This is a genomic window from Bacillus sp. MT(2024) (genome assembly GCF_036362845.1).
Lineage (GTDB): Bacteria > Bacillota > Bacilli > Bacillales > Bacillaceae > Bacillus > Bacillus velezensis.
On sequence record NZ_CP143632.1, the window covers coordinates 955,044 to 971,006 of the forward strand.

Annotated in this window: 19 protein-coding genes; 11 read left to right on the forward strand and 8 right to left on the reverse strand. The window is 46.6% G+C overall.

Going from position 1 to position 15,963, the window contains the following annotated elements; translation table 11 throughout:
- Positions 1-78 precede the first annotated feature (78 nt).
- Complete coding sequence (locus tag VP472_RS04935; RefSeq protein WP_101562857.1) at positions 79-1,368, forward strand: lysine N(6)-hydroxylase/L-ornithine N(5)-oxygenase family protein; 1,290 nt, start codon at positions 79-81, stop codon at positions 1,366-1,368.
- A gap of 26 nt (positions 1,369-1,394) precedes the next feature.
- Here the strand turns inward: VP472_RS04935 and VP472_RS04940 are convergent, their stop codons facing one another.
- The 3 genes from VP472_RS04940 to VP472_RS04950 are packed head-to-tail and all read right to left on the reverse strand — an operon-like array spanning position 1,395 to position 3,495.
- Positions 1,395-2,609, reverse strand: coding sequence for a cation:proton antiporter (locus VP472_RS04940; RefSeq protein ID WP_003155266.1), 1,215 nt, complete (start codon positions 2,607-2,609; stop codon positions 1,395-1,397).
- Positions 2,610-2,616: 7 nt separating this feature from the next.
- Positions 2,617-3,114 carry a cation:proton antiporter regulatory subunit gene (locus VP472_RS04945; RefSeq protein WP_003155265.1) on the reverse strand — a complete coding sequence of 166 codons (498 nt, stop codon included), beginning with the start codon at positions 3,112-3,114 and terminating at the stop codon, positions 2,617-2,619.
- Positions 3,115-3,141: 27 nt separating this feature from the next.
- Positions 3,142-3,495: a hypothetical protein gene (locus VP472_RS04950; protein WP_146276439.1), complete on the reverse strand. Its 354-nt coding sequence runs from the start codon at positions 3,493-3,495 to the stop codon at positions 3,142-3,144.
- A 184-nt stretch (positions 3,496-3,679) separates the two neighbouring features.
- On the opposite strand from VP472_RS04950, the gene VP472_RS04955 reads away from it, so the two are divergent.
- On the forward strand, positions 3,680-4,447 hold the full coding sequence (locus VP472_RS04955; RefSeq protein WP_077722008.1) for an enoyl-CoA hydratase: 768 nt from the start codon (positions 3,680-3,682) through the stop codon (positions 4,445-4,447).
- Positions 4,448-4,471: 24 nt separating this feature from the next.
- Here VP472_RS04955 and VP472_RS04960 read toward each other — a convergent pair whose 3' ends face one another.
- Positions 4,472-4,657 carry a YhzD family protein gene (locus VP472_RS04960; protein ID WP_070081577.1) on the reverse strand — a complete coding sequence of 62 codons (186 nt, stop codon included), beginning with the start codon at positions 4,655-4,657 and terminating at the stop codon, positions 4,472-4,474.
- Positions 4,658-4,762: 105 nt separating this feature from the next.
- On the opposite strand from VP472_RS04960, the gene VP472_RS04965 reads away from it, so the two are divergent.
- From VP472_RS04965 to VP472_RS04990, 6 genes are all read left to right on the forward strand, one after another.
- Positions 4,763-5,659 (forward strand): ABC transporter ATP-binding protein, encoded by an 897-nt coding sequence (locus tag VP472_RS04965; RefSeq protein WP_146276443.1) that lies wholly within the window; start codon positions 4,763-4,765, stop codon positions 5,657-5,659.
- Positions 5,652-6,911, forward strand: coding sequence for an ABC transporter permease (locus VP472_RS04970; RefSeq protein WP_146276445.1), 1,260 nt, complete (start codon positions 5,652-5,654; stop codon positions 6,909-6,911). Before VP472_RS04965 ends, VP472_RS04970 begins: the two co-directional genes overlap by 8 nt.
- A gap of 110 nt (positions 6,912-7,021) precedes the next feature.
- Complete coding sequence (locus tag VP472_RS04975; protein ID WP_146276447.1) at positions 7,022-8,245, forward strand: metallophosphoesterase family protein; 1,224 nt, start codon at positions 7,022-7,024, stop codon at positions 8,243-8,245.
- Positions 8,242-11,124, forward strand: a complete 2,883-nt coding sequence (locus VP472_RS04980; protein WP_146276449.1) for an ATP-binding protein — start codon at positions 8,242-8,244, stop codon at positions 11,122-11,124. Before VP472_RS04975 ends, VP472_RS04980 begins: the two co-directional genes overlap by 4 nt.
- Positions 11,125-11,197: 73 nt before the next feature.
- Positions 11,198-12,142: a 3'-5' exoribonuclease YhaM gene (gene yhaM, locus VP472_RS04985; protein WP_003155251.1), complete on the forward strand. Its 945-nt coding sequence runs from the start codon at positions 11,198-11,200 to the stop codon at positions 12,140-12,142.
- Positions 12,143-12,256: 114 nt separating this feature from the next.
- A complete protein-coding gene (locus tag VP472_RS04990) occupies positions 12,257-12,484 on the forward strand; it encodes a sporulation YhaL family protein (protein ID WP_025649547.1) in 228 nt (75 codons plus the stop codon).
- Between the two features lie 38 nt (positions 12,485-12,522).
- Here VP472_RS04990 and VP472_RS04995 read toward each other — a convergent pair whose 3' ends face one another.
- A complete protein-coding gene (locus tag VP472_RS04995; protein ID WP_003155249.1) occupies positions 12,523-13,374 on the reverse strand; it encodes a peptidylprolyl isomerase in 852 nt (283 codons plus the stop codon).
- A 158-nt stretch (positions 13,375-13,532) separates the two neighbouring features.
- Between VP472_RS04995 and yhzE1 the strand changes: the two genes are divergently transcribed.
- Positions 13,533-13,619, forward strand: a complete 87-nt coding sequence (yhzE1, locus tag VP472_RS05000; protein ID WP_017417375.1) for a sporulation protein YhzE1 — start codon at positions 13,533-13,535, stop codon at positions 13,617-13,619.
- A gap of 124 nt (positions 13,620-13,743) precedes the next feature.
- Positions 13,744-13,830, forward strand: a complete 87-nt coding sequence (yhzE2, locus tag VP472_RS05005) for a sporulation protein YhzE2 (RefSeq protein WP_003155248.1) — start codon at positions 13,744-13,746, stop codon at positions 13,828-13,830.
- Between the two features lie 56 nt (positions 13,831-13,886).
- Here the strand turns inward: yhzE2 and VP472_RS05010 are convergent, their stop codons facing one another.
- Positions 13,887-14,105: a hypothetical protein gene (locus tag VP472_RS05010; RefSeq protein WP_003155245.1), complete on the reverse strand. Its 219-nt coding sequence runs from the start codon at positions 14,103-14,105 to the stop codon at positions 13,887-13,889.
- A 60-nt stretch (positions 14,106-14,165) separates the two neighbouring features.
- Complete coding sequence (locus tag VP472_RS05015; RefSeq protein WP_007409225.1) at positions 14,166-14,696, reverse strand: DUF3267 domain-containing protein; 531 nt, start codon at positions 14,694-14,696, stop codon at positions 14,166-14,168.
- 211 nt (positions 14,697-14,907) lie between these two features.
- Here VP472_RS05015 and VP472_RS05020 point away from each other — a divergent pair, with 211 nt between their 5' ends.
- Positions 14,908-15,249, forward strand: a complete 342-nt coding sequence (locus VP472_RS05020) for a YhaI family protein (protein WP_003155243.1) — start codon at positions 14,908-14,910, stop codon at positions 15,247-15,249.
- Here VP472_RS05020 and VP472_RS05025 read toward each other — a convergent pair.
- Entirely contained in the window at positions 15,246-15,857 is a 612-nt protein-coding gene (locus VP472_RS05025; protein WP_003155240.1) for an HTH-type transcriptional regulator Hpr, read from the reverse strand. The two genes, VP472_RS05020 and VP472_RS05025, sit on opposite strands and share 4 nt — an antisense overlap.
- Between the last annotated feature and the right edge of the window lie 106 nt (positions 15,858-15,963).

Sequence of the window (15,963 nt, forward strand, 5' to 3'; positions counted from 1 at the left end):
CGTGCCGTTTTTTTATGTTTAACCGTCTGTAAAAACGGGAAAAGATCATCAGACTGTTATTCGCAAGAGGTGCATAATATGTATGATGTCATAGGAGCGGGAATCGGGCCGTTTAATTTAGGGCTTGCCGCATTGTTAGAGGATATACCCGGAACAGACGTTCTTTTTTTCGATAAAAAGAAAGAATTTGCGTGGCATCCCGGTCTTTTAATTAAAGGGACGGATTTACAGGTGGCGTTTCTGGCGGACCTGGTCACGCTCGCCGATCCGAAAAGCCGCTACACGTTTTTAAACTTTCTCCATGAACATGACCGGCTGTACCGGTTTTATACGTTTAATGAATTTGATATTCCGAGACGGGAATTTAACGACTATTTAAGCTGGGCGGCTTCAGAAATCAAATCATGCCGTTTCGGCTCAGAGGTAATCGGCGTGAAAAATGCCGGCGGACATTATGAAGTCAGCGTCAAAAACATTGAGGACGGAAGCATCAGTGTCTATCAGACGAAGCATTTCGTCATGGGGACGGGGTCTGAACCGCTTATTCCCGCAGAGATTGATGACGGGGCGCGTCAGGACACGATGGTCAGCACGGAATATTTGTTCCGGAAAGACGAGCTCGCCGGCGCCGAATCAATTACAGTGGTCGGCTCCGGACAGAGCGCCGCGGAGATCTTTTCTGACTTATTGCATGATGAACAATACCGCCGCAGCCGGCTGCAATGGGTGACACGCTCCGCCGGATTTCGAGAATTGGAAACCGCCAAGCTCGGGCAGGAAATGTTTACACCTGATTATGTGGAATATTTTAACCGCCTGCCTTTTAAAGAACGGCTGAACACACTCCCTGAGCTGGACGGACTGCGCCACGGCATTGATTCTGACACACTTGCCGCCATTTACGATGCCCTGTATCACAGATCGATCAGCGGAGGTTCGCCTGACGTGTATATTCAGCCGATGGCGGAGCTTGAAAAAATTGAAAAGCAAAACGGGCGCTGCGTACTGAGCTTTCATCAATGGCAGATGGATGAAACCTTTACGGCCGATTCAGAAAAAGTGATATTGGCGACCGGCTTTAAACCTCATATTCCGGAATGGTTTACGGCAATTGCCCCCGATATCGAATGGGAGGATGAGAAACGGTTTAAAGTGACGGCCGATTCCCGTCTTGTCTTTAAGGACGACAGGCGGCATCACTTTTTCACATTAACGAATCTTGATCATGCTCACGGAACGGGCGCTACGAATTTGAAGCTGTCTGTTTACAGAAACCAAAAAATCATCAATACCATTCTGGGAAAAGAGCATTTCTCCATTAATAAAAAAACGGCTTTTCAGCAATTTCTTCCCGCTCAAAAAAACTGACCTCTTATGAAGAGGTCAGCTTTTTTTTATGATTTCTGCGGCTTCTTTTCAGGCGTCTTCCATTTGAATACGCTGTTCAGCAGGAGATATATCCGCTTCGATTCTTTCGTGAGCAAAGGGCCGAAGATGGCCAGTATCAAAACATATAAGGCGGCGAAAGGTTTAAGTGAAGCGGACAGGCCGCCGGCGATGCCGAGGTTTGCGACGATAATGGAGAATTCGCCGCGGGACACAATGGTCAGCCCGATATTGGACGATGCTTTATGAGAAAGCCCCGCCCGGCGCCCGGCGATCATGCCGGCGATAAAGTTTCCGGCAATCGTCAGCAGAACGGCGCCGAGGGCGAGCCATACCGCATCTCCGAGTGAAAACGGATCAATGCTGAGGCCGAAGCTGAAGAAAAACATGGCGCCGAAAAAGTCACGGAACGGCACGACAAGATGCTCAATCCTGTCAGAATGGGCCGTCTCCGAAAATACGAGTCCGAGCAAGAGCGCGCCGATCGCTTCAGCGACATGAATCGTTTCGGAAAAGCCGGCAATGAAAAAGAGCGCGGCGAAAATGACGATGACAAATACCTCGTTTGAACGGATATCAAGCAGCTTGTTCAGCAGAGGCGGCAATTTCCGAGCGGCAATGAAAAACAGCAGCATATATCCGAAAGCGATCACGATTGACATCAGCGCGCCCCCGACAGACGTCGCGTCTCCCAGAACAAGCCCGGAAACGACGGACAAGTAAACCGCCAGAAAGATATCCTCAAACATAATGATGCCGAGAATCAGCTCCGTTTCCGGATTGGCCGTGCGCTTTAAGTCGACAAGCACCTTTGCGACAATGGCGCTTGATGATATCGTGATGACGCCCGCCAATACAAGCACTTCCAAAAAGGAAAAGCCCGTGATAAAGCCGTAGATCAGCCCTAAACTGAAATTAATCAGAATATAAATCGTTCCTCCGGCGGCGATTGAACGTCCGGATTTGACTAATTTTCCGACCGAGAATTCAAGCCCGAGGTAAAAGAGGAGGAACAGGACGCCCATCCGTCCGAAAAACTCAATCACTTCCCGGCTTTCGATAAACGTCAGGTCAATGATGCCCGCTTGGGGCGCGTGCGGCCCGACAAGCATTCCTAAAATGATCAGGAAGGGGATGATCGAGAATTTAATTTTATTGGCGATGACACTCGCAATGGCCACAAGAACTAACGCCGTACCGACTTCAAATACGAGATGATCCATAAACAGATCACACTCCGTCTCTGGAGAGGAAGTCTTGGATCAGTTTTTTCAGATGCTTTCTTTCACCTGAGAGGACGAGTGTATCGTTTGCTTCAAGGAGCGAATCAGCGCCCGGGTTTAAAAACTTTTTCTGGTCATGCTTAATGATGGCGATAACCGTCACGTCATAGTTTTGGCGCACATCCAGTTCGCCGAGCGTCCGCCCTGCCGCTTTTGCCCCTTTTTCAACTTTAAACCATTCGATAATCAGATCGCTGAACGCCATTTCAATCGATTCAAGCGCCTGCGGTTTGTACACCATCCCGCCGATAATTGCGGCAATCTGTCTTGCTTCCGCATCATCAAGTGAAATGCTTGCCAGAAGCTCATCAGGGTCGCGGTCATCAAATCTGTAAATTTCCCGCCTGCCGTCATCATGAATGATGATCGTCATTTTTTCATGATTTCTCGTTTCGATTTCGAATTTTTTCCCGATGCCGGGCAGATCGTTTTCTTTAATATTCATAAAAAATCCCTCCGGAATATACTGTTTTTACACCGTAAATACAGATTGGCAATGAGAAATGGTCTGATGCCGGAGGTAATTTGACTGGTATTGTATCGGAATGACGCATGTCCTTTCCATTGTGGAATCAATGAATTGATCAAGAGGTTTGACAGATAACAGGGAGATCATCCGGGATAACGCACCGTATCCTTTTGACAGGCCTTGCGGAGCGGTTTTGGTTTGAACCGGCGTCTTTGCCGATTCCGTTTCCTGCGGGTAAACCGAAATTTGTACATAGCTGTCTGTTTCTGTCACCAATTGGGAAGGAAGAGCGACATCCGAAGGGGGGAACAGCACCATAAAAAAGCTCAGTAATAAGCTGAGTATCACATATTTCATTATCGGTGTTTTTCCCCCCTTTTGTTTTGTATATCAATTTCACTATATAAAAATGTATGTTCAGTTTCAAATGATATGCATTTTTCGGTATCTGTTGACCTTGAAAAATAAAGGAGTTTCGCTTCGGGGGAAGGAATATATCATTTGAACAAAATATGTAAGCGGATTCAAGGAGGGAGTAAACATGCAGTATATTCGTTATGAAGAAAAAGGAAAGATCGCAGAGATTGTGCTGAACCGGCCTGACAATTACAACGCGCTGAATGAACAAATGCTCCGGGAATTGGAAAATGCATGCGTTATGGCAGCCGACAGTGAAGCGCTTATCGTCCTCTTGCGGGGGGAAGGCAGGGGATTTTCCGCGGGCGGTGATATCCAGATGATGACGTCTGATCATGATTCAGGAGAATATGAACGGCTCATGAAAATGATTGAATCCATTACGCTGACGCTCTATGATATGAAAAAAATTGTGATAGCCGCCATCCACGGAGCCGCGGCGGGGCTCGGGCTGAGTTTCGCGCTGTGCGCCGATGTGGTGCTCGCCGAAGAAAACGCCCGACTCGCGATGAATTTCATCGGCATCGGATTGGTTCCCGACGGTGGAGGCCACTATTTATTAATGAGACGCGTCGGTGAGATCGAAGCGAAAAAACTGATTTGGAGCGGTGAAAAATTGCCGGCTGAAAAAGCGGTGCGGCTTAAGCTTGCCGACGGGCTGTTCAGCGGCGGCCCTGCGGAGGGGGCACAACCGTATATCGACCGATTGCTGCATGCGCCGCTGTCAGCGATGATTGAAACGAAGGCTATTTATCAGAGCCTTCATATCAGCCGGTTAAAAGACGTTTTGTCTCTTGAACGAAAGGCCCAGGAAAATATGAGAAAAACGGATGATCATAAAGAGGGCATCCGCGCTTTTTTAGAAAAACGGACGCCTCAATTTAACCGGTAAAATACAGAAGCCGGAAAGCTTCTGTTATCTGTGGAATAAAATCAGCTTTCCGGCTTCATTTACCAAGCGGTGAGTACTGTGCTCAAGCTTTTTTTCCTTTAACAAAGCCTCTCCGGCGGCCTTCGCCTCCGCCTCATTATCTGCTTCGATCCGTTCATCCAGCAGCGTTTCTCCCGACGCATGGAATGCGGTCAATACATATTGTCCCATCATATCACCCCCTTTATAGAATGATATTCTGATAAAGAATTTAAAATCCTCCATTAATTTTTACCCATTATTAGTATATAATGGGTCAAGGAAGGAGTTGGATTCGTGCTTACAATTGAAAATGTAACGAAAACATTCGGCAGCTTTACCGCTGTTGACAATTTGAACCTGCAAATACCTGAAAGGGAAATGTTCGGGCTGCTCGGCGCAAACGGCGCGGGAAAAACGACGACCTTTCGGATGATTTTAGGTCTTTTAAGCCTGACTGACGGGCATATCACCTGGAAAGGGAAGCCGGTCAATTATTCCATCAGTGAAAAAATCGGCTATCTCCCGGAAGAGCGGGGGCTGTATCCGAAAGTGAGGGTGAGTGACCAGCTTGTCTATCTGGCGAGATTAAAAGGAATGAGCAAAAAAGAGGCGGAAAAAGAGCTCATGACATGGCTCGAGCGCTTCGGCATTACAGATTACAAGAATAAGAAAGTCGAAGAGCTGTCAAAAGGAAACCAGCAGAAAATCCAGTTCATTTCGGCCGTCCTGCATAAGCCTGAACTGCTGATTCTCGATGAACCTTTCAGCGGTCTTGATCCGGTGAATGTCGAGCTGCTGAAAGAAGCGGTTATTTCTTTGAAAAACAGCGGCGTTTCCATCGTTTTTTCAAGCCACCGAATGGAGCATGTGGAAGAACTTTGCGAGAATTTGTGCATTCTCCAGAAGGGAAAACCCGTCGTTCAAGGCAATCTTAAAGACATTAAGCGGTCTTTCGGCAAAAAAAATGTCACCGTTCATTCAGATGATGACCTCAGCTTTTTAAAAACGCATGAAGGTGTCGTGAAATGGAAGGAAACAAATGACGGAATCAGACTGCAGGTCGCGAATGAACCGGTTTCTCAGGATATTTTCCGGGCGCTGCAAGGGAAAGGTTTTATACGGAAGTTCGAATTGGAAGAGCCGTCACTGCATGATATTTTTATAGAAAAGGTGGGGGCCGTATATGAATAAATTTTGGATTATGCTGTTTCATACATATAAAAACAAAATCACGACAAAGTCATTCATTATTTCGACCGCTATTACCGTTTTATTAGTATTAGCGGTGACCAACCTGCAATCGATTATTTCCGTGTTTCAATCGGATGACGGCAAGCAGCAAATCGCGGTGATTGATGAAACGGGCGGGCTGTACCCGGCGTTTGCAAAACAGCTTAAAGCGGCCGATACAGACAATGATCTGCAGGCAATGGAGACGAAGGAGTCCGAAAAAGATGCCGTAAAGCGTGTCAAAGACGGTGAATGGGACGGACTGTTTATCATCAGACAAGATCAAAAAGGAACGATAACAGGAGCCTACAAAGCGCTGACCATTTCTGATGAATCAGCGTATAAACTTCTCAAACAGGCTTTAACCCAGACAAAAACCGCTGTCGAAACCGCCAAGCTCGGCATTTCGGCAGAAAAAGTCAGCAGCCTCTACACTCCGCCGGAAGTCAGCAAAAGCGCGCTGGAAAAAGGGGCGAAATCTGAGGAAGAGCTCGGTCAGGTAATGGGGCTTGTCTACATCATGCTGTTTGTCATCTACTTTTCAGTCTTCATGTACGCAAGTATGATTGCGATGGAAGTGGCGACGGAAAAATCGTCCCGCGTCATGGAAATTTTAATTTCAAGCATGCCGCCGATTCAGCAGATGTTTGCCAAGCTGTTCGGTATCGCGCTCGTGGGGATCACACAGTTTGCGGTGCTGATTGCAGCGGGTTATTTCTCACTGAAGCTGAACCCTCAAAATGATGCGTCGTCGCCGATCAGTGCATTTCTTAATTTTACGGATGTTCCCGTCTCGACGATTGTCTATGCCGTCATTTTCTATTTGCTCGGCTATTTTCTTTACGCGACGCTTGCCGCGTTTCTCGGCAGTGTTGTCAGCCGGATAGAGGACGTGCAGCAGACGATTCAGCCGATGATTTTTTTAATCATGGCAGGTTTTATGATCGCCATGTTCGGCCTCGGCAATCCTGACGCCGGTTTTATTACCGTTACCTCTTATATACCGTTTTTCACGCCGATGATTATGTTTTTGCGTGTCGGGATGCTTGATATCCCGTTTTGGCAGGCTGCGGCCGGAATCGCCCTGACACTGCTCACTATCGTGATCTTTGCGGCGGTCGGCGCGAAAATTTACAAAGGCGGCGTTTTGATTTACGGAAACGCCGGCGGATTCAAAGCGATCAAACAAGCGCTGCGCATCTCCAAAAAATAAGTGAAACAGCCCGGAACAGCCGGGCTGTTTTTTTATTTTGCAGAACGTGCATTCGTATAAAAACGGTGCTAAAATAAGGGTAATTCAATTTGCAGAAAGGGGAGGGCGAGATGGCTGATCTGACGTTTATTCATGCCGCTGACCTGCATCTGGACAGCCCGTTTTACGGCATTTCGAATCTGCCTGAACCGGTATATGCGCGTATTAAAGAAAGCACATTTCACAGCGTCCGCCGTCTGACGGACGGGGCACTGCGGGAGCAGGCAGATTTCGTGCTGCTTTCGGGGGATCTGTTTGACGAAGCCAACAGAAGTTTAAAAGCCCAGCTGTTTTTGAGAAAACAGTTTACGAGATTACAGGAAGCGGATATCCAAGTGTTCGTCATATTCGGCAACCATGATCATTTGGGCGGTAAGTGGACGCCGATTGAATGGCCGGAAAATGTACATATATTCACCTCGGGTACACCGGAGGAAAAATCTTTCTTTAAAAACGGAGAGCTTGCGGCAAGCATATACGGATGCAGCTATCAGGAAAGAAGCGTAACGGTCAATCAGGCGGCCCGTTACCGGAAAATGACCGGCGCGCCTTATCATATCGGCATGCTCCACGGCATGTTATCAGGAGCGGAAGGGCATGACCCGTACTGCCCGTTTACGAAAGAAGACCTTGAAAAAAGCGGCATGGATTACTGGGCGCTCGGACACATTCATAAACGGCAGGTTCTGTCCGCCCAGCATCCCGCCGCTATTTACCCCGGGAATATTCAAGCCCGGCATTTAAAAGAAACCGGGCCTAAGGGATACTATCTCGTCCGGGCGGCAAACGGTGAGATGTCTTGGGAATTCAAAGAAGCGCATGATGTGTTATGGGAGGAAATTGATCTTGATATCTCCGGAGCTGAACATATGACTTCACTTCTGAAAGCCGCATCGGATACATTCTCCGGCTTGCGCGCGGCGGGCCGCCCGGCATGTGTCAGGCTGGTGCTTCGCGGCGCGGCGCCCCGCTTTTGGACGGAGGCGCCCGCAGGCATCGCAGAGGACTTTCTTTCCGCTTTACAGGAGGAAGAGGCCGAAGAGGAATGTTTCGTCTGGCCGCTCGTGCTTGAGGATCGGACGGATGATACAGACAGCGTGCCGCACGATCCGTTTTTTAAAGGGCTGCTTCAGGATATAGAACAATGCGCGGACATGAGCGGTGTATTTGAAGCCCTTGAGCGTCACCCCGTATATCGGCGTCAGATCACTTCATTTACAGATGAAGAGATACTGGATATTAAGCAACAGGCTCAAGCCGTTTTAAGACGCCAGATGAAGGAGATTCAGCGATGAAAATAACGGCGATGCATATTTACCAATACGGAAAATTTTCCGACCGAAGTTTTCTGCTGTCAGATTCTCCCGTGCAAGTGATCTACGGATTAAATGAAGCGGGCAAAACGACGTTGATGTCCTTTATCAAAAGCGTGCTGTTCGGTTTTCCGAAATCAAAAAAATACGAACCGAAAAACGGCGGGGTTTACGGCGGCACTGTGGAATTGAAGCATGGCGATCACGGTGCCGTCAAAATCGAACGGACAAAAGGCACTGCCGAAAAAGTCAGAGTGTATACGGCTTCAGGCGAAATCAAGGACGGAGAATGGCTCAAACAGCTTCTTTCCGATACAGATCGGGCGCTGTACGAAGCGATCTATTCGTTCGATGTATTCGGACTGCAGGAGATTCAAGCTTTTAACCGGGACAAAATCGGCGAGTTTCTCCTGTATTCGAGCTTATTCGGGTCGGAAGCGGCGGCAAAGCTTGACGGGCGGCTGGCAAAAGAACTTGACAGGATGTATAAGCCGAACGGGCGGAACCCCCGCTTAAATCAGGAGTTGGATACATTAAAGCGGCTCAGCGCCCAGCTGAAACAGGCGGAAGCTGCGGAAGCGGGCTATCACAGCCTTCTGGAAGAGAAAAAAAGCGCCGGCGGCCGTTTGCAGGATGCTGAAGCACGATTGAAAGACATAACTGAAGAAATCAAAACAGTAAAATCGGCGATAGAAGCAAAGCCGCTCGCAGACAAAAAAACAGCCTTGGAAAGCGAACTTTCTTCTTATCCGGAAGCATTGAAGCAATTCCCGAAGGACGGGATGCATCAGCTTGAAAAATACGAATCGCATCTCCATCCGAAAGCGGCCCGTCTTGAGGGACTTCGGGCAAAAGCGGCTGAACTCAGGCGGCAGGCTGAGCTGCTCGCTCCAAATGAGGACTTGCTGCAAACAGAGCGGCAGCTGCAGGAGCTTTCCGGCGAGCAGCATATGTACGAATCGCGCGGTGAACAGCTTGCCGCCATCCAATCACAGATCCGGCAGACATCTGCCCGTGTTTCGTCAGGATTGCAGCAGCTCGGAAGACATGAGGAAGACGGCATTCTTTCGCTGAACACCGATTATGAATATGAATGGCGGCTGCAGGAAGCCGTGCAGAGCGCCGGACAGGCAAGAGAAAGAAAGACACAGCTTGATGCGATTTTCGAACAAGCGCGGCTGGAGCTGGAAGAAGCCGAACGAAAACATGCCTTGACGGCGGAAAACATTTTGGACCCCGCTGTCAGGAAAGAAAAAGAAGCCGCTTTACAATCATATAAGCAAACAGCTGATACAGAAGGAAACGAATGGCAGGCACATGTACAGCAGCTGGAAAAACAGCGCGCCAAACAAAAAAAGCTCTTTCTCGGTGCGGGCATTCTGTTCATTGCGATTTTCGCTATGTTAAAGGAATGGCTGCCCGCCGCCCTTTTTACCGGCGCTCTGCTGCTGTATATGCTGTCCGGCATACAAAAGCCGCTGCCGTCAGAAAGAGGAGGGCCCGGACACAAGAAAAAGAAGCCGACGATCTCCAAAGAAGCAGCTGATCTTCTGCAGGAAGAGCTTTGGCGTGACGGCCGGCACCGGCAGCAGCTGATTGCGGATCAAGCCGTGCTTGAACAGAAAGAAGCGGCATATGAAAGAGTCATCCGCCAATATGAAGAATGGGAGGCGGAAATGGCGCCGTCTGAAAAACAGGCGGAACTTTTTATGAAGGAACTGGGGTTTTCAGGAAGTCCTTCCCATCTTCTTGACGCATATCATGTGATGAAAGATGTCAAAAAAGAAATCCTTAACAAGCATGAGCTGACCATTGAAGCGGGCCGGCTGCAAAAGCTGCAAAGAGCATTTGAGGACCGGGTCAAAAAGCTGAGTCCTTCAGACGGAAGGGAGCTGTCCGTAAAAGAAAGACTGCGCGTTTTGCTGGCGCAGGCGGAACGGGCCCGTGAGGAAGCAAAACGAAAGCAGGCGCTCGAAACGGATCTGCTGCATGCACAAGAGCAAATGCGTGAATTAAATGAAGAAGTTCATTACTACGAACAGCAGGTCAAACAGCTTTTCATGGCGGCAGGCGCAAAAAACCGCGAACACTTTTGTGAACTCGCCAGGCTGAATGAAAGCCGCCGGGAAACAGAGCGGCAGCTGCGCGAAATCAAAACGCACTTGTCCGGCATAGGCGGAAAACAGCTTGAGCCGTATATGAGCCGCACAGTGTCCGAACTTGAACATACAGTCGTTCAGAAGGAAACAGAGAAAAAAACGCTTGAGGAAAAAAGCGCGCAGCTCCGTGAGAAAACGGCTTTATTAACGGTGAAACAAGAGCAGCTGGAGTCCTCGGGACTTGTATCCGATTTAAAACAGCAGACAGAAATGCAGAAGGAGCGTGTGAAAAAAACCGCTAAAGAGTGGGCCGCATTACAGACGGTCAGACACATCATCAGGGAAAAAATGGATCGGCATAAAAAAGTGACGCTTCCCCGTCTGTTAGAAACCGCCGGTGCATTATACGGACCGCTTACGGACGGACGCTACCACAAATTGTATTTCTCCGAGGCGGATGATTCCATTATGGTCATGCGGAAAGACGGAACGGTGTTTTCTGCAGGCGAACTCTCACAGGCGGCATGCGAGCAGCTTTATGCGGCGATCCGTTTCGCCCTTGCGTCAGAGAGGGAATCTGCGGTATCACTTCCGTTTTTACTTGATGACAGTTTTGTCCATTTTGACAAGCAGCGGCTGGAGCGGCTGTTTGATGTGCTGAATCAGCTTTCAGAAGGCGGGCGGCAGATACTTTATTTCACCTGCCATGAGCATGTCAGCCGGTCTTTTCACAGCGGACAAGTCATGCGGCTCCTGTCATAAAAGAGTTTATTTTCAAAAAAGAGGTATGTGCTATACTGGTATTATGTAAGATATGGAGGGAGCTTTTAATAGAATGGCAAAAGGTATTATGCTGCACGAGGTCGGCGAGCAGGTCGATCAATACTTTCTGATTAAATCTTCGACTAAGGGAATCGCAAGCAACGGGAAACCATTCCTGACGTTAATGCTGCAGGACCAATCGGGAGATATCGAAGCGAAGCTGTGGGATGCCAAGCCGACTGATGAAGTAACGTACGCGGCGCAGACGATCGTGAAGGTGATCGGAGATGTCCATCACTATCGCGGACGAAACCAGCTTAAGCTGAGAAACATCCGGCCGGCCGGCGAGAACGAAAATGTCAGCATTGATGATTTTCTGGAAACGGCGCCGATTCCGAAAAATGAAATGATGGAAACCGTCACTCAATACATTTTTGAAATGAAAAATCCAAATATCCAGCGGATCACAAGACATCTGGTCAAAAAATATGCGGCTGAGTTTATGGATTACCCGGCGGCGGCTAAAAACCACCATGAGTTCGTCTCCGGGCTCGCGTATCATGTAGTGTCCATGCTGAACCTGGCAAAAGCGATTGCCGATCTGTATCCGTCTCTTGACCGGGATTTACTGTATGCCGGAGTCATTCTGCATGATCTCGGCAAAGTAAAAGAGCTTTCAGGCCCCGTCTCCACGACGTACACCGTGGAAGGGAATCTGCTCGGGCACATTTCGATCATGGTGACAGAGCTTTCAAAAGCGGCCGAAGAGCTTCAGATTGACGCTGAAGAAGTGCTGATTCTGAAGCATTTGATTTTAAGCCATCACGGAAAAGCGGAATGGGGAAGCCCGAAACCGCCGATGGTGAAAGAAGCGGAAATTCTGCACTACATTGACAATCTGGATGCAAAAATGATCATGATGGACAGAGCGCTGGAACGGGTGAAGCCGGGCGAATACACAGAGCGTGTATTTGCGCTTGAAAACCGTTCTTTCTACAAACCGACGTTCCATCAATAAGATAAAAAGGCCGATTCTCTATGATCGGTCTTTTTTACGTTCAGCTCTCATAACTTGTCTTTATCAAGCATAGCTTAGAATAAAGACTCTTGGTGAAAAAGGGAGGAAACCGACGTGCTATTTTTTCCTTGGTGGGTATACCTTTGCATTATCGGAATTATTTTCAGCGCCTATAAGCTTTTCACAACAGCTAAAGAAGAGGAAAAGCTTGACCAGTCGTTTATTGAAAAAGAAGGAAGGGTGTATATTGAACGGATGGAACAGGAACGCGAGCGCCGTATGGCGGCGCCCGTAAGTGAAAACGCGGATGCGGAAGAAAACTCCAATCATTCCATCGCATAAAAAAACTGTGCGGCTCTCCGAGAGCCCGCACAGTTTTTTTATTTAGATTCAGAAGAAGTTGAAGTGTTAAACGTGTCTTTTAAGTCTTTGTCTTCCACTTTTACGTCAGCTTTTTTCATGACTTTTTGAATTGCCGCCTGTACAGCTGAGTTGTCGTTTAATTTCTGTTTAAGAACTTCTTCTTTCAGTTCTTTTTTCATGTCATCATATTTGCCGCGTTCTTCTGTCTTTTTGATGATATGATAACCGAATTTTGTTTTGACCGGATCGCTGACTTGTCCGACTTTCAGACCGAATGCAGCTTTGCTGAATGTTTCATCCATTGACTTTTTATCGAACCAGCCAAGGTCGCCGCCGTTGTCTTTTGAGTTGTCAGTTGAATATTCTTTCGCAAGCGTTTCAAACTTCTCGCCTTTTTTCAGCTTTTTCTCCACTTCGTCAGCTGTCTTTTTGTCAGCGACAAGGATGTGGCTCGCACGGATTTTACCTTTTAAGCCGTCGTAATATTCTTTCGTATCAGCGTCAGTCACTTTGATGTTGTCTTTCGCCGCTTTTTGTGCAAGCAGTTCGTACTTCACCTGATCTTTCAGGTAATCTTCGCCGTACTGCTGTTTAAGGGCGCTGTACTGATCGCCGAGCTGCGTTTTGTACTCTTTCAGCTTGTTATCGATTTCTTTATCCGATACTTTGTATTTTTTTGCTAATACTTTTTCTTGTACGAGCTGTGTCAGCACACTTGCGCCCGCGGTTTTTTTCATATTCGTGTAGAGCTCGCCTTTTGTTACATTTCCGGCATCCGTCTTGGCAATCACGTCGTTGTCGCCGCTGCTGCAAGCGCTGAGAGCCAGGACGCTCGTTGCCGTAATAGCTGCTATCGCGATTTTCTTCATTCCTTTAAACACTCCTAATCATCCAAATTAAATTGCATATGCGTATCATAACATATTGTGGCTTTCTGTAAAAAGATTTTAAATAAAGGGCATTCGTCTAGTCAAACTTTTTCCTGATACATACAAATATATTGATCATGAAAAGGAGGTAATGAACCATGGGCGGAGGATATTCAAACGGTTTCGCACTGCTCGTAGTATTGTTCATATTGCTTATCATCGTAGGTGCAGCTTACATTTGTTAAGCGAAACGGATCGCTTTTTCTAAAAGCGGTCCGTTTTCTTACCCGGGCGCCTAATCGTTTCAGAAGTAAATTGCATATGATGTAATTGGAAAAATAAAACGTTTTGTAGGAGGTGCTTTTGGAGATGGGTGAAGTATTTGCAGGCGGTTTTGCATTATTGGTTGTTCTGTTCATCTTATTGATCATCATCGGCGCTTCTTGGCTTTATTAAGAAAAAAATATGGCTGTCGGGGGTCAGACCTCCGTCAGCCATATTTTTTTGCCTGTTTACACAGTAAAGGAGATCTCGACGAATGAAGAGATCAGTAAAATTAAAATAGATACATTAATAAAACGGAATACCTTATCCTGCCGGTCTTCAGGAATCTCTCTGACAAGGCATAATGTATTTGTGAGCCTGTTTATGAAATAAAGAATAAACAGGGCAGCCACGATAAAATAGAATAAAATGATGGGAGATTCCCCCTCTCTCTGAACTGCTCCCATATTACATTACCAAATATTTATTAAAAAAGATAGAATGTAACCTGAAAAATCAGCGGGATATCAAGACTCCGGCACTTTTTTTACTAATATATCAAAACCGTCGGATTCCTGGTCAATCAGACATGATTTGGGCGCTTTGACCAGGTGCAGCGCAAACAGAAGATCAGGCAGGCAATAACCCGCATGAATGCTCGAAATCATATAAAAGTAATGAGCGTGTCTCGGAAATGCCAGTCCGGCATAAAACAATAACGGCGTAATGAATAAAAACGGGCTGATCGTAGAAATCAGCATCGTCGTTTTCGGTATGCCTTTCCATGTCGGCATCCGCAAGAAGTACATTTTCATTTCCTTTTTTCTTTTTTTACAGATCATCGGCAGGACATGTATGACTTTATGTACAAATAAAGTAACAACGAGCAGAACACAAAAAGCAAACACGTGCCCGTCACTTAAACTGATATTCGGACGCAGCAGCCCGAATGCCAAGAAGTTGCATATAAAAAACAGGATCATAAAACCTACAGCAGTCAATAATAAACGAACCGCACCATAATCTTTGATCAGATTAATGGTTTTCCAGCAATTCATCAGAGTCATCCTTCCGTACAAAGATGGAATACAATCTCAAAATAATTTACTCTCTTCAGGAGAAAAAATCAATCCTTTTTTAAAGAAAAAAAATAACCCCGGAAAGGGAAGAACAGAAGAGCTCGGTGAAACATGGAAATGTACGGTTTAACCTTTCTTCTCTATTCATTATCAGCTAAAATAAGATTAAAGATAGAAAGAAGTGAAACGGATGGATTCAATGGATCAGCGTATCGGGCGTTTAGAATATTACATACAATTGCTGGTGAAAACGGTGGATATGGATAAGTACCCTTTTTATGCGATGATGATTGAAAAAGGGCTGACCGAAGAAGAAGGAGAAGAGGTCGGGCGGATCTGCCGCGAATTGGAGGACGAGCTGGAGTCGCAAAAAGCGCAAGGCTTTGTGACGTTTGACAAGCTCCTTGCGCTTTTTGCGGGACAGCTGAACGAAAAATTAGATGTTCATGAAACGATTTTTGCTCTGTATGAGCAGGGGCTTTATACAGCGCTGATGGAAGAATTTATTGAGATTATGAAGCACTTTGATTAACTGTTGATCGGTTCCAGCTCTTCAGCCGTTTCATGGACAGCCGATTCGTCCGTTTTTTTCTTCAGCCTTCCGTCTTCACTATCAAAATCATTGTTTATGTTTGTCAATGATTTCTCGAATATCTCCATAAAATCTTCGCCGTAAATGTGGCGGATGACACAGGTTAATTCTTCAACTTCCGGAAACTTCCCGAATAAGTGGTAGATCGGCTGTGAGCCTTTAAACACCGCGTTTCTCGACGGGTCAAACTCCTCAAGCAGGCTTTCGAATACATTTTCCCCTTCTTCTGTTAACTGAATGTACGTGTTCCGTTTATCATTCAGCCGCTTGGAAAATTTCAGATATCCCCGTTCTTCAAGCTTTTTTGAAAAGTTAAATGCAGTTGATACGTGCATAACGCCGAATTTGGCGATTTCTGAAATAGAAGCTCCTTTAAGCTGATAGGCAATCCATAATATATGATGCTCATTAATATTAAGGTCGTACGGCTTCAGCCAATTCTGCCAGTCTTTCTCGATAGATTTCCAGAGCGCTTTGGACAGCTGCGCCATTTTTTGGGTATAGATTAAAGCTTCTTTTAGATCGTAAGGCGGTTCAACACGATTCAATACAGATCACCTGCTTCACATTTTCTTTTCCTCTATTATGCCAATAAAATAAAGATTAATAAAGATGAAAATTTAAGAATTTTATAATAAATTCTTCATCCGTTGC